Source organism: Gammaproteobacteria bacterium (genome assembly GCA_017999615.1).
Lineage (GTDB): Bacteria > Pseudomonadota > Gammaproteobacteria > JAABTG01 > JAABTG01 > JAGNLM01.
Window position 1 is genome coordinate 344,664 of record JAGNLM010000001.1, and the last position, 13,862, is coordinate 358,525.

Here is a 13,862-nt window from a genome sequence, read left to right on the forward strand (position 1 = left end):
GGAGGCAGTCATCGTTTCCGAGCCGTCCGAACCGGTGGTTGCCACCCCGCTGCCCGGCCCCGGGGCCCGTCTGGGGCTTCGGATCCGGGACGGGCGGCTGACGGGCGTCGACCTGCTCGGACCCTCGGCGGCGCTGCGGGCGCCGGCGGGGGGCTCCCCGGCCGCCGAGGTGGCCCGTCAGCTCGCCGCCTACTTCGCCGACCCTGGCTTCCCCTTCGACCTTCCCCTGGAGACCGGCGGCACAGCGTACCAGCGCCGGGTGTGGGAGGCGCTGCGCGCGGTCCCCTTGGGCGCCCAGGTGACCTACGGGGCCCTGGCCCGGGCGGTCGGCGGCAGCGCCCGCGCGGTCGGGGGGGCCTGCCGCGCGAACCCGATCCCCATCGTCGTCCCGTGCCATCGGGTGGTCGCGGCCTCCGGGCTCGGTGGCTACCTGGGCGGCGGCGCAGGGTCGGGCTCGGCCGAGGCCCTCGCCGTGAAGGCCTGGCTTCTCTCCCACGAGCGCCGGTGAGCGGTCTTCCGCGCGAGGCCGACGCGGCCCTGGTGGACCAGTTCCTGGACGCCCTGTGGATGGAGCGCGGGCTCTCCGCCAACACCCTGGCGGCCTATCGCAGCGACCTCCTGGCGCTCGCCGGGTGGTTGGCCGGGGAGGGGCTGGACCTCGTCTCGGCCGGCCGCGCGCAACTCCTCGAGTACCTGGCGAGCCGCGAGGGCGCACGGGTGCGCACCACCGCCCGCCGGCTCTCGGCGCTGCGCCGCTTCTATCGCCACCTGGTGCGGGTGCGGACGCTTCCGGAAGACCCCACGGCCCTCATCGAGGGCCCGCGTCTCGGCCGCCCGCTGCCCGACGCCCTCACCGAGACCGAGGTCGAGGCGCTGCTCGGTGCCCCGGACGTCGCCACGGCCCTGGGGGTCCGCGACCGGACCATGCTCGAGCTCCTCTACGCCACCGGACTGCGCGTATCCGAGCTGGTCGGGCTGCATCGGCTGCGCGTCAACCTCCGGCAGGGGGTGGTCCGGGTCATGGGGAAGGGGAGCAAGGAGCGCCTGGTGCCCTTCGGCGAAGAGGCGAGCGAGTGGATCGAGCGCTACCTGGGCACGGCGCGAGAAGAACTGCTCGGGGGACGGGAGAGCGAGGCGCTCTTCGTCACCGAGCGCGGCGGCGGGATGACCCGTCAGGCGTTCTGGTACCGGATCAAGCGCTACGCGCGCGAGGCCGGGCTCCGCAAGCGCCTCTCTCCCCACACGCTCCGGCACTCCTTCGCCACGCACCTCCTGAACCACGGTGCTGACCTGCGCGTGGTGCAGCTCCTCCTCGGGCACCGGGACATCTCGACCACCCAGATCTACACCCACGTGGCCCGCGAGCGTCTGCGCCAGCTCCACGCGAAACATCACCCGAGAGGTTAGGGCCGCGCGGCGGGACACCAGGTCGGCCACGGTGCCGGAGGTCCCGGAGGTCCCGCCGGAGGTTCCCGGTACGGCCTCGCGGGACACGCCGTGAATACGTCCCTGTAGGCTCGTATGCCGCCGTCCAGGCGGCATACGGTCCCGCGAAACCGCACCGGGACCTCCGGGCGCGTCGGCCCACTCGCTGCTTGGCGATCCGGCCGGTCCGTCCCCACGGAGTCTTGCCGGGCAAGGGGGCGGCTTCTATAGTCCGGAAGGTCCGAGGACACCGATGACCGCCCCCAAAGGCCCCAGCCCGCCCCACCCCGCTGTCCCCGAGGCGCGCCTGAAGCTCGGGTGGGTGCTCGCGGAGCTGCACGCCGACGGCCTCATCAGCCGGGCCCAGTTCGACCAGCTGGTGTACGCCGCCCAGCGCTCGGCCGCGGAGGAGACCCACCCTCTGGTGGTCATCTCCGAGCAGGGATGGACGAGCCCGGCCTCTCCCCCGGTGAAACTCGACCTCGAGCACCTCACGCGCTGGCTCGCGGAAAAGGTCGGCCTGCCCTACCTGCGCATCGACCCCCTGAAGATTGACGTGGGCGTGGTGACCGAGGTCGTCTCACTCGCCTACGCGAGCCGGTTTCACTTCCTACCCGTGGGCGTGCGCAACGGTCGGCTGACGGTGGCCACCGCCGAGCCGTTCGTCACCCGCTGGATTGACGAGCTCGCACGGATCCTGCGCATGGAGGTCGACCGGGTCGTCACCAACCCCCTCGACGTCGCACGCTACCGGGACGAGTTCTACCGCCTGAGCCGGTCCATCACCGGCGCAACCCGCAGCGGCGCGGCCGCGCCGCTGACCACCATCGGAAACTTCGAGCAGCTGGTGGAGCTCGGCAAGGGCGGCGAGCCCGACGCCAACGACCAGCACGTGGTGCGGGTGGTGGACTGGCTCTTGAAGTACGCCTTCGAGCAGCGTGCGAGCGACATCCACCTGGAGCCGCGGCGCGACGCGGGCCGGATCCGGCTGCGCATCGACGGTGTGCTGCACCTGGTGCACGAGTTGCCGCCGCCCGTGCTGGCGGCGGTGACGAGCCGCCTGAAGGCCATTGGCCGGATGGACGTGGTCGAGCGTCGCCGGCCCCAGGACGGGCGGGTCAAGACCAAGTCCCCCGACGGCAAGGAGATCGAGCTCCGGCTCTCGACCATGCCGACGACCTTCGGCGAGAAGCTGGTCGCCCGGATCTTCGACCCCGAGGTGCTGGTCCGCGGCTTCGCGCGCCTGGGGTTCTCCGACCACGACCGGCGGCGCTGGGACTCGATGGTCTCCCAGCCCCACGGACTGATCCTGGTGACCGGGCCGACCGGCAGCGGCAAGACCACGACGCTGTACTCGGCGCTGAAACAGCTGGCCCGCCCCGAGTACAACGTCTGCACCATCGAGGACCCGATCGAGATGGTGGACCCGGCGCTGAACCAGATGCAGGTCCAGCACAACATCGGGCTCGACTTCGCGGCCGGGGTGCGCACCCTGCTGCGCCAGGACCCCGACATCATCATGGTCGGCGAGATCCGGGACCTGGAGACCGCCGAGACGACCATCCAGGCGGCCCTCACCGGCCACCTGGTGCTCTCCACCCTGCACACCAACGACGCGCCCTCGGCGCTCACGCGCCTGCTCGACCTCGGCGTGCCGCCCTATCTCATCAACGCGGCGCTGCTCGGGGTGGTCGCCCAGCGCCTCGTGCGCACGCTCTGCCCGCACTGCAAGCGGCCCGCGCCGATCGACCCCAACGAGTGGCAGGCCCTGGTCACGCCGCTCAAGGCCCGGCGCCCCGAGACGGGCTTCGGCCCGGTCGGCTGCGACGAGTGCCGGCGCACGGGCTTCCGCGGGCGCAGCGGGCTCTACGAGATCCTCACCATGAGCGACGGTCTGCGCCGCCTGGTGACGGCCTCGACCGACCTGCCCGCGCTGCGCGCCGAGGCGCTGCGCGAGGGGATGCGGCCCCTGCGCATGAGCGGCGCGCTCAAGGTGAAGGCCGGCTTCACCACCCCGCAGGAGGTGTTCGCCGTGGTCTCGGCGGACGACCCGGTGGAGCCGCCACCCAGCGAGTGAGCCGGTGTCGGCGTGGGCCTTGCCAAGGTGCCCGGAGGTCCCGGTGCGGTTTCGCGGGACCGTATGCCGCCTGGACGGCGGCATACGAGCCTACAGGGATGTATTCACGGCGTGTCCCGCGAGGCCGTACCGGGCACCTCCGGGGGACCTCCGGAGCACCTCCGGGGGGCCTCCGGATCCACCGGAACCACCGGAACCACCGGCACCGCCGGGACCGTGCCGGGTCCTGCTCCCACAGGCCCCATTGATCCGGACCGGGTGAGCCTCTAGCCTCTGCGCTCCACTCAACACCGCTACGCCGAGGAGTCCCACGCCGATGAACCTGCGCCACACGCTCGCGCTCTCGCTGCTCGCCTGCCTGCCGGCAGCCCTCTCCGCCCAGGACGTGGTGCCCCCCGCCATCACCCAGGCGCTCGTCAACCTGGTGCCGGGAATGGCGCCGACGAGTGTGCGGCCAGCCCCCGCGGCCGGACTCTACGAGGTGGTCTACGGTCCGGAGGTGGTCTACATCACCGCCGACGGCGCCCACCTCGTGAAGGGCGACCTGATCGACGTGAAGACTCAGGACAATCTCACCGAGGACCGGCGATCGGGGGCGCGCCTGCAGGCCCTGGAAGACCTCGGCGAGTCCAGCATGATCGTGTTCGGCCCGAAGGACGCGAAGCACACGGTCACCGTCTTCACCGACATCGACTGCCCGTACTGCGTGAAGCTGCACCAGGAGGTCGCGGAGTTGAACCGGCAGGGGGTCAAGGTGCGCTACCTGGCCTACCCGCGCGCGGGTCTCAACTCGGCCGGGTACCGCAAGACCGTCTCGGTCTGGTGTGCGCCCGACCGCAACCAGGCCCTCACGGACGCCAAGAGCGGCAAGCCCGTGCCCGAGAAGTCCTGCGAGAACCCGGTGGAAGACCACTACACGATGGGGCAGATGCTGGGCATCAACGGCACGCCGACCCTCGTCCTGGACGACGGCCGGATCGTGCCGGGCTATGTGCCGGCGGCCCGCCTGGTGCAGGCGCTCCAGTCGGCCAAGGCCCAGCAGGCCCCCAAGGCCGGCAAGTGACGTCCGCTCCGGGGCCGCGCCCCGCCGCCTGACGAGGCGGCGGGTGTGCGGCCCCCGGGGTCAGGGGGCGAGCTGCGCCGAGCGCAGGCGCAGGGTAATGGGGGTGTCGTCGGAGTCCCGGTGCTCGATGCGCGCCGGCAGATACCGAAGCTCGGGCGCGGCCCAGACGGTGGTCTTGCGGTCGTCGCCCGCGGACCGGGAGATGCGGACCGTATCGAGCTTCCCGAGCGCGGTCTCGACCCGCTCCTGGCCCTCGCGCTTCACGACGTAGGTCTTGATCTTTCCCCGCTCGGCGAGCTGCAGCCGGATCTCGGGGCGATTCGCGGCCAGTTCCTGCATCAGCGCCAGGACGTAGACCATCCCGTCGAGGGTGCCCGGAGCGAGCGTCAGTTCGACCGTGCGGTCGCGGTACCTGCTCACCGCCTTGAGTGCCGTCCAGTCGAAATCGATGGCTGCCTTGCGTGCCCGTGGGCCGCTGCGCTCGAAGCGGTACTGCAGGGGCTGGGGACGGCCCGAGTCGTCGAGCGTGAACACGCTGTGCTCCCGGCGCTCCCCGTCGAGGACGAGCGAGGCGAGCCCCACGGGCCGGGTCTGGGACTGGAACCGGGAGCGCCCGGCCGACTCCGGCTCGAGCGTCCAGCGGGTCTCACCGACGGTCACGCCGTAGGCGATGACGTCGTAGGTGGCCGAGAACCGCTCGGGCAGGCCCGAGGTATTCGCCAGCGAGGCCCCCGCGCCCAGGCTGAGCACGACCGCCAGCGCCCACCGCCAACGTCTGTTCAAGCTTCCGCCCGATTCCATCGCCAACGCGCTTCACTCCTCTCACGGTGCCCGGCCCGTTCCCGGCGCACCCCATTGAACGCGCAGAGCGGGGCCGGAATCAATGGGACCGGGTCTGCTACACTGCCCGGTGCCCGAAGGCTAGACCGTCGCCCGAGCGCACCTTGGCCCCTGCGTCCTCCCCTCTGCCTGATTTCTCGCGTGCCCGCGTGGTGGTGGTGGGCGACGTCATGCTCGACCGCTACTGGTACGGCGCGACCGAGAGGATCTCTCCCGAGGCTCCTGTCCCGGTGGTCCACGTGCAGGACGTGGAAGACCGTCCGGGTGGGGCGGCCAACGTCGCCCTCAACGCGGCGAGCCTCGGCGCTGCGGTCACCCTCGCGGGGTTGACCGGCGACGACGAGGCGGCCCGCACGCTCGCCGCGCTCGTGGCGGCGCGGGGGGTGGATGCCCGCCTGGAGCGGCGCGCCGGCCGGCCCACGGTGACCAAGCTGCGGGTGCTGAGCCGCCACCAGCAGCTGATCCGCCTCGACTTCGAGGAGCGGGTCACGGGTGAGGGCATCACCGTGGCGGAGGACGTGTTGTCCACCCTCCTGGGCCGGACGGGGGTGCTCGTCCTCTCGGACTACGGCAAGGGCACGCTCGCCGACCCGCAACCGCTGATCGCCGCGGCCCGGCGCCTGGGCCGACCGGTGGTGGTGGACCCCAAGGGGCGGGACTTCGCACGCTACCGCGCTGCCACCGTGGTCACGCCGAACCTCGCGGAGCTCGAGGCCGTGGTGGGAGGCTGCCGGGACCTCGGTGAGCTGGTCGCGAGGGGCGAGCGCCTGCGAGAAGACCTCTCGCTCGACACCCTGCTCGTCACCCGCAGTGAGCACGGCATGACCCTGCTGCGCGCAGGCGCAGCGCCGCTGCATCTCGCCGCCAACGCACGCGAGGTCTACGACGTCACCGGCGCCGGTGACACGGTGGTCGGGGTTCTGGCTGCGGCGCTCGCCGCTGGCAGCCCCCTGGAGGAGGCCACCACGCTCGCGAACCGAGCGGCCGGGCTGGTCGTCGCCCGGTTGGGGACGGCGAGCGTCACGGCCGCCGAGTTGGCCGCGTCGCTGACCCCTGCGTCCCCGGTGGTGGGCGGCGTCGTCGGCGAGGCGGAGCTCCTCGAGCGGGTCGCCGTGGCGCGGGGGCGGGGCGAGCGCATCGTCATGACCAATGGCTGTTTCGACATCCTGCACGCCGGCCACGTGCGCTACCTGACCGAGGCCCGGGCCCTGGGTGACCGGCTGGTGGTCGCGGTGAACGACGACGCCTCGGTCCAGCGGCTCAAGGGCCGCGACCGTCCCATCAACCCCCTCGAGCGCCGGATGGCCGTGCTGGCGGCGCTGGCTGCGGTGGACTGGGTGGTGCCGTTTTCCGAGGACACCCCGGAGCGGCTCGTCTGCGCGCTCGGACCGGACGTGCTGGTCAAGGGTGGGGACTACCGGCCCGAGGCCATCGCGGGGAGCGCCTGTGTGCGCGCCCGGGGTGGTCAGGTGGTGGTGCTCGGCTACCTGCCGGGGTGTTCCACGAGCGAGGTCGTCGAGGCCATCCTGGGCGCGAATCTGCCTCGTCACGAGGCAGGCTGAGCGGGCGCGGTGGGCTCAACCGGCCCTGCAGGGGCGCCGATGCCTCACACTCCTGCCGAGCGGCTCTACACGGCGCTCATCGTTGGGGCCGCGCCGCTGGTTCTCCTCAACCTCGCCCGGCGCGGCCTTCGCAACCGCGCCTACTGGCGGCGCTGGGGCGAGCGCTTCGGGCGCGGCGCGCTGCCCGAGGACTGCCCGGTGTGGATCCACGCGGTCTCGGTGGGCGAGGTGCAGGCGGCCGTGCCCCTCGTGCGCCGGGTCCTGGAGCGTTACCCGGGGCTTCGGGTGCTGGTCACGACGACGACGCCTACCGGGTCCGAGCGCGTGCGCGCCGCGTTCGGTACCGAGGTCGAGCACGTGTACGCGGCCTACGACCTGCCCGGGGCGGTCGGGCGCTTTCTCGACCGCGTGCGGCCCCGACTCGCCGTGTTCATGGAGACCGAGCTCTGGCCCAACACCCTGCGGCTCTGCGCCGAGCGCGCAATCCCGGTGGTGTTGGCCAACGCGCGGCTCTCCGAGCGCTCGGCCCGGGGGTACGCCCGCTTCCCCGGGGTGGTCGGGCCCATGCTCGGGCGGATCGGCGCCATCGCGGCCCAGGCCCGGCCGGATGCGGATCGGTTCCTCGCCCTCGGGGTCCCCGGGGAGCGGGTGCAGGTCACGGGCAGCTTGAAGTTCGACGTGCCGCTCCCCGCGAGCCTGCGGGAGCAGGCCGAGGCGCTCCGGCGCCAGTGGGGGGCGGACCGCAGCGTCTGGGTGGCGGCGAGCACCCACGAGGGCGAGGAGAAGCGGGTCCTGGAGGCCTTCGACCGCCTGCTGCAGCACTGCCCGGACAGTCTCCTGGTGCTCGTCCCGCGGCACCCGGAGCGGTTCGCACGGGTGCTCGCCCTGGCGCGCCGGATGGGGTTCCGGGTCGTTCAGCGCACCCGTGCGGGCGAGGACGCCACGCAGGCCCAGGTCTTCCTCGGGGACACCATGGGCGAGCTGCCGCTGTTCTTCGCGGCCGCGGACGTCGCCTTCGTCGGGGGTAGCCTCGTGCCCACCGGGGGCCACAACCTGCTCGAGCCTGCGGCCCTGGGCGTCCCGGTGCTCTTCGGCCCGCACGTCTTCAACTTCGCCGAAGTGAGCGGCATGCTCGTGGAGCGCGGGGCAGGCCGCCAGGTGGGCGGTGCGCGGGAGCTCGCGGCGCTGGTCTGTGAGCTCTTCCAGGACCCCGATCGGCGCCACGCCATGGGGGAGAGCGCCCGTGAGGCCGTCGTGGAGAACCGCGGCGCCCTCGAGCGGCTGATGGCCGTTCTGGAGCCCCGCCTGGGGCTCCTCGCCGGCTCGGGGCGCGGGAGCGCCCCGAGCGCGGCCCCCGTCAGTGCTTCAACCAGCCGTTGATGGGCACCAGGTCGTCGGGGGAGAGCGTGCCGGCGGCCTGTTTCAGGCGCAGACCGCCCAGGATGTAGGTGTACTGGGCGTTCTTGTAGTCGCGCTGGGATTCGTAGGTGTTGCGCTGGGCGTTCAGGACGTCCACCGAGGTGCGGGTGCCCACCTGGAAGCCGGCCTCGATCGCCTCCAACGCCTTCTGGGTCGAGGCCAGGGCCTGACGCAGGGCGGCGACGCCGGAGATGCTGTCGATGACGCCGTTGTAGGACTGGCGCGCCTGGCGGTGCGTGCCCCGGCGTGCGGACTCGAGCTGCTCCAGGGCCTGCTGGTACTGGTGGCGGGCCTGCTCGGTCTGGGAGTACGTGAGGCCGCCGCTGAAGATGGGCAGTGTGACCTGCAGTCCGATGGCGTCGGTGTAGTTTCGGCTCGGGCCGCCGATGCTGAGGTCGGTCAGCTTGGGGCTCTCCGACTGGGCGGAGTAGTTCCGTCCTGCGACCAGGTCCAGGGTCGGCAGGTGTCCGGAGGCGCGCCGCTTGATCTCCTCCTGGGCGACCTTCGACGCGTAGGTCGCGGCCGCGACCTGCCGGTTCTCGGCGAGCGCCTTTTCCACCCAGCGCTCCGCGCTGTCCGGGTCGGGCTTGAGGAGGGGCACCTCCTTCGCCAGCGGGGCCAGCTGCTCGTAGTACTCCCCCACCAGCTCGCGCAGGGCCTCGCGGGCGTTCTCCAGGGCGTTGCGGGCGCGGATCTCCTCGGCTACTGCGAGGTCGTGGCCGGCCTTCGCCTCCTCCACGTCGGTGATGGCGATGAGCCCGACCTCGAAGCGCTGCAGGGCCTGGTTGTACTGGGAGAAGAATGCGTCTTTGGTGGTGATGCGGAACTCCAGGTTGTCCTCGGCCGCGAGCACCTCGAAGTAGCGCGCCGCGGCGCTCACGATCAGATCCTGGGCCGCGGAGTCCAGCTCCGCGTTGGCCTGCTTCACCCGGTTGTCGGCCTGTTCCAGCTGGACCCAGCGGTCCCAGCGGAAGACGGGTTGGGTCAGGCTGAGGCCGTAGCCGTTGGTGTTGTAGCGGGCGTCATCGGCGACCATGCCGGTGCGGCCCCGGGCCTTGCGCCGGCCGTCGTTGTACGCGGTCCAGGCCTCCAGGGAGATGTTGGGCAGCAGCGCAGCGCGGGCCTGGGGCTTGAATTCCTGGGCGGCCTTGTTTCCGGCGACCGCTGCGGCGAAGTCGGCGTCGTTGTCGAGAGCGAGCTTGTAGGTCTCGACCAGGTCGATCGCCCCCGCCGCGTTGGGCAGGCCGAGCGCGAGGCTCACCGTCAGCGCGATCACCGAGGGGAGGTGCATTCTGTTTTTCATCCGGCGCTCCCGGTCAATAAGTCGGCATCGTGGGGTCGACGTCCCTGGCCCAAGCCGCCACTCCGCCGTCCAGGTTGATGATGTTCGTGAAGCCGGCCTGCTCGAGGTAACGGGCGACGGCGAGGCTGCGCATCCCGTGGTGGCAGGTCACCACGACCTCCCGTCCCGGGTCAAGCCCTTCGATGGCCGCCGGCAACTGCCGCATGGGCACGAGCCGGCTGTCCGGCAGCCTGCAGATCTGGTATTCCCAAGGCTCGCGAACGTCCAGGAGCAGCGGCCTTGTAGCGACCTTTTCGAGATAGTCCTGAAGCTGGCGGGCCGTGAAGCGCCGCATTCGTGCCTTCCCCTGCGAACCCGCAGTACAGTATATAGCGTTGGGCAAGAGCAGGGCTAGGCAGAAACAACGCGTTTTTTCAGGAAATTACACCCCGCTTCTGAAGCGGTCCCTGCGCAGCCTCCCGCGCCGGGGTGTCTGTCCCCCGTCCTCCGACCCTCTGTGAGGTGGTGCCATGAGCGCTGTCCCCGAGAATTTCCTCAGCCGCACCGCCCGCGTGGACCCGGCGGCGATGCACCCGTTCCCGCGCTCGCGCAAGGTCTACGTGCAGGGCAGCCGGCCTGACCTGCGCGTGCCCATGCGCGAGATCGCGCTCGGCGACACCCCCTCGGTGCTCGGGGCGGAGAAGAATGCCCCGGTCACCGTCTACGACACCTCCGGCCCGTACACCGACCCGGCCGCCCCGATCGACGTCCGGAACGGATTGCCGCGGCTCAGGGCCGCCTGGGTCGAGGGGCGCGGGGACACGCAAGCGCTCCCGGGCCCCAGCTCGGGGTACGGGCGGGAGAGAGCGGCCGATCCGGCGCTCGCGCACCTGCGTTTCGCCGCACCGCACCAGCCCCGGCGGGCCCGGCCGGGGCGCACCGTCACCCAGATGCACTACGCCCGGCAGGGGATCGTCACGCCGGAGATGGAGTTCGTGGCGATCCGGGAGAACGTGCGTCTCGCGGAGTACCGCGACCGGGGGCTCCTCGCGCGGCGCCACCCGGGACAGGGGCTCGGCGCGCGGATCCCGGACGAGATCACACCCGAGTTCGTGCGTGCGGAACTGGCGAGCGGGCGGGCGATCCTCCCCGCGAACGTGAACCACCCGGAGAGCGAGCCCATGATCATCGGGCGCAATTTCCTGGTGAAGATCAACGCCAACCTGGGCAACTCCGCGCTGTCCTCCTCGATCGAGGAGGAGGTCGAGAAGATGACCTGGGCCATCCGCTGGGGCGCGGACACGGTGATGGACCTCTCGACCGGGCCCCACATCCACGAGACCCGCGAGTGGATCATCCGCAACAGCCCGGTCCCCATCGGCACCGTACCGATCTACCAGGCCCTCGAGAAGGTCGAGGGCCGGGCGCAGGAGCTGACCTGGGAGATGTTCCGGGACACCCTTCTCGAGCAGGCCGAGCAGGGGGTGGACTACGTCACCATCCACGCCGGCCTGCTGCTCCACCACGTGCCGCTCACGGCCCGCCGGTTGACCGGGATCGTCTCGCGCGGGGGCTCGATCCTCGCGAAGTGGTGTCTCGCCCACCACCGGGAGAACTTCCTGTACACCCACTTCGAGGAGATCTGCGAGATCCTGGCGGCCTATGACGTGGGCGTCTCGCTCGGCGACGGGCTGCGCCCGGGCTCCATCGCCGACGCCAACGACGAGGCCCAGTTCGGGGAGCTCGAGACCCTGGGGGAGCTCACGCGCGTCGCCTGGAAGCACGACGTGCAGGTGATGATCGAGGGTCCGGGCCACGTGCCGATGCAGCTCATCGGCGAGAACATGGACCGGGAGCTGCGGGACTGCCTCGAGGCCCCGTTCTACACGCTGGGCCCGCTCACGACCGACATCGCGCCCGGCTACGACCACATCACGAGCGCCATCGGCGCGGCGATGATCGGCTGGCTCGGCACGGCGATGCTCTGTTACGTGACGCCCAAGGAGCACCTGGGGCTTCCGGACAAGCAGGACGTCAAGGAAGGGATCATCGCCTACAAGATCGCCGCGCACGCCGCCGACCTGGCGAAGGGCCACCCGGCGGCGCAGTTGCGCGACAACGCGCTCTCCAAGGCCCGGTTCGAGTTCCGGTGGGAGGACCAGTTCAGCCTGTCCCTCGACCCCGACCGGGCGCGTGAGTACCACGACGCGACCCTGCCGAAGGAGGTGCACAAGCTGGCGCACTTCTGCTCCATGTGCGGGCCGCAGTTCTGCTCCATGAAGATCACGCAGGACGTGCGTGAGTACGCCGAGCGCCGCGAGGCCGACGACGACGCGGCGGCCGCCGAGCAGGGGATGCGGGACAAGGCCCGGGAGTTCGTGGAGCAGGGGGCGAAGCTGTACCGGGAGGTGTGAGGCCGCCGCGAGGGGTGGCGGGCTAGGGTGCTGCCGCCAGCTGCGTGGCCACCAGGCCCGCGAAGACCCCGCCACGCGTGACCAACTCCGCGAAGGTGCCGCGCTCCACGATGCGTCCCTGGTCGAAGACCAGGATCCGGGTGGCTTCCCGGACCGTCGACAGGCGGTGGGCGATGATGAACGTCGTGCGGTTGCGCGTCAGCGCCTTCAGTGCCTTTTGCACCCGCGCCTCGGTGGCGGCGTCGAGCGCGGAGGTGGCCTCGTCCAGGATCAGGATGGGGGGGTCCTTCAGCAACGCGCGGGCGATGGCGAGGCGCTGGCGCTCGCCGCCCGAGAGCGTGGAGCCGCGCTCACCCACCAGGGTCTCGTAGCCCCGGGGCTGGCGCAGGATGAAGTCGTGGGCCTCGGCGAGCCGCGCCGCCGCCTCGAGCTCCGCGTTGGTCGCGTCGGGTTTGCCTACCCGCAGGTTCTCCGCGATCGATCGGTTGAACAGCAGGCTCTCCTGGAACACTACACCGATGTTCTGGCGCAGGCTCGCCAGCGTGACCTCGCGGATGTCGACGCCGTCGACGAGGATGCGGCCCGCCGTCGGGTCCCAGACCCGGTGCAGCAGGGAGAGGGCCGTCGTCTTCCCCGCCCCGGTGTGCCCCACCAGGGCGACGGTGCTCCCCGCGGGCACCTGCATGTCCACGTCCGCGAGCGTGAGCCGCCCGCTGCCGTAGGCGAAGGACACCCCCTCGAAGGCCACGTCCCCGCGCACCCGGGGCAGCGCCGCGGCGCCCGGGCGCTCGGCGACGTTCGAGCGGGTGTCCAGAACCTGGAAGAACTCGCGCAGGGCGGGGAGCTGGAAGAACAGGCGCGAGGCGAACCCCATCGCGTGCTCCAGGCGCCCGATGAGCAGGTTGGCGAAGCCCATGAAGCTCACCACCTCGCCGACGGTCGCCTCACCGGCGAGCGTGAGCCAGGTCCCGAGCGCGAAGATGGAGATGACCGCGAGGGTGCTCGCCGCGCGCGTCATCACGCTCACCAGGGCCCACCAGTTCAGCACCGGGAACTGGGCGCGCAGCACCTTCCTCGAGATGTCCGAGAAGTTCCTGGTCTCGGCCTCGTGGCGCACGAAGCTCTGGACCACGACCACGTTGGCCAGCGCGTCGCTCGCCGAGGCGGCGAGCTGGGAGTGCTGGGATTCCACTTCGGATTGCGCCCGCTCCGTGCGCCGGATGACCAGCGTCGTCATGAGCGCGAAGAGGACCACGAGCGCGATCAGCAGGAGCGCGAGGCGCCAGTTCAGGAACAGCGTGAGAGGCAGCAGCACCAGCAGGGTGACGAAGGTCTCCAGGTGCTCCCGGAAGAACGCGAGCCAGAGCCCGAACAGGTGGTCCGCGCCCTGCAGCATCACCTTCAGGAGGCGTCCGGAGTGGATGTCCCCGTGGAAGGCGAGAGGCAGCGCCAGCACGTGCTCGAAGAAGCGCTGCATGGCGCCCAGACGGTTGCGGTGGGCCAGGCGATCGGCGAAGAGCGCGACCAGGATGTTCGCGACGATCCCGGTCAGCCCCACGACCCCCCAGAGGGTGAGCAGAAGGAGGGTGTCGTGCCAGACCTCCCCCCGGGGCCGGCCGGCGATGCCCGCGAGGACGTCCACGACCTTGCCGAACAGGACCGGCTCGGCGAAGTGGAGACTGGCCAGCGCGAGGTTCGCGAGCGCCAGCGTCACCGCAAGGCGGCGCTCGCGGGCGAGCAGCGCGAGCACGCGCCGGTAGACGTTCAGGAATTCCATGGC

At 71.5% G+C, this 13,862-nt stretch carries 11 protein-coding genes; 7 read left to right on the plus strand and 4 right to left on the minus strand.

The genetic code is table 11. From position 1 onward, the window contains the following. Window positions 1-34: 34 nt before the first annotated feature. From KA217_01500 to KA217_01515, 4 genes are all read left to right on the plus strand, one after another. A complete protein-coding gene (locus KA217_01500) occupies window positions 35-508 on the plus strand; it encodes a methylated-DNA--[protein]-cysteine S-methyltransferase (protein ID MBP7711130.1) in 474 nt (157 codons plus the stop codon). Window positions 509-567: 59 nt separating this feature from the next. Then, window positions 568-1,407, plus strand: coding sequence for a site-specific tyrosine recombinase XerD (xerD, locus tag KA217_01505; protein ID MBP7711131.1), 840 nt, complete (start codon window positions 568-570; stop codon window positions 1,405-1,407). Window positions 1,408-1,678: 271 nt separating this feature from the next. Further along, window positions 1,679-3,502, plus strand: a complete 1,824-nt coding sequence (tadA, locus tag KA217_01510) for a Flp pilus assembly complex ATPase component TadA (GenBank protein ID MBP7711132.1) — start codon at window positions 1,679-1,681, stop codon at window positions 3,500-3,502. A gap of 316 nt (window positions 3,503-3,818) precedes the next feature. Further along, entirely contained in the window at window positions 3,819-4,565 is a 747-nt protein-coding gene (locus tag KA217_01515; GenBank protein MBP7711133.1) for a DsbC family protein, read from the plus strand. 60 nt (window positions 4,566-4,625) lie between these two features. Here KA217_01515 and KA217_01520 read toward each other — a convergent pair whose 3' ends face one another. Continuing rightward, entirely contained in the window at window positions 4,626-5,348 is a 723-nt protein-coding gene (locus KA217_01520; protein MBP7711134.1) for a DUF3108 domain-containing protein, read from the minus strand. A gap of 161 nt (window positions 5,349-5,509) precedes the next feature. Here KA217_01520 and hldE point away from each other — a divergent pair, with 161 nt between their 5' ends. Both hldE and waaA read left to right on the plus strand, forming a co-directional pair. Then, window positions 5,510-6,967: a bifunctional D-glycero-beta-D-manno-heptose-7-phosphate kinase/D-glycero-beta-D-manno-heptose 1-phosphate adenylyltransferase HldE gene (gene hldE, locus KA217_01525; GenBank protein ID MBP7711135.1), complete on the plus strand. Its 1,458-nt coding sequence runs from the start codon at window positions 5,510-5,512 to the stop codon at window positions 6,965-6,967. Window positions 6,968-7,006: 39 nt separating this feature from the next. Next, window positions 7,007-8,347, plus strand: coding sequence for a lipid IV(A) 3-deoxy-D-manno-octulosonic acid transferase (gene waaA, locus KA217_01530; protein MBP7711136.1), 1,341 nt, complete (start codon window positions 7,007-7,009; stop codon window positions 8,345-8,347). Here the strand turns inward: waaA and KA217_01535 are convergent. Both KA217_01535 and KA217_01540 read right to left on the minus strand, forming a co-directional pair. Beyond that, window positions 8,325-9,689: a TolC family outer membrane protein gene (locus KA217_01535; GenBank protein ID MBP7711137.1), complete on the minus strand. Its 1,365-nt coding sequence runs from the start codon at window positions 9,687-9,689 to the stop codon at window positions 8,325-8,327. The two genes, waaA and KA217_01535, sit on opposite strands and share 23 nt — an antisense overlap. 13 nt (window positions 9,690-9,702) lie before the next feature. Next, window positions 9,703-10,023 (minus strand): sulfurtransferase, encoded by a 321-nt coding sequence (locus tag KA217_01540; GenBank protein ID MBP7711138.1) that lies wholly within the window; start codon window positions 10,021-10,023, stop codon window positions 9,703-9,705. A 175-nt stretch (window positions 10,024-10,198) separates the two neighbouring features. Between KA217_01540 and thiC the strand changes: the two genes are divergently transcribed. Then, complete coding sequence (gene thiC, locus KA217_01545) at window positions 10,199-12,082, plus strand: phosphomethylpyrimidine synthase ThiC (GenBank protein MBP7711139.1); 1,884 nt, start codon at window positions 10,199-10,201, stop codon at window positions 12,080-12,082. 22 nt (window positions 12,083-12,104) lie between these two features. Here thiC and KA217_01550 read toward each other — a convergent pair whose 3' ends face one another. Beyond that, entirely contained in the window at window positions 12,105-13,859 is a 1,755-nt protein-coding gene (locus KA217_01550) for a glucan ABC transporter ATP-binding protein/ permease (GenBank protein MBP7711140.1), read from the minus strand. Between the last annotated feature and the right edge of the window lie 3 nt (window positions 13,860-13,862).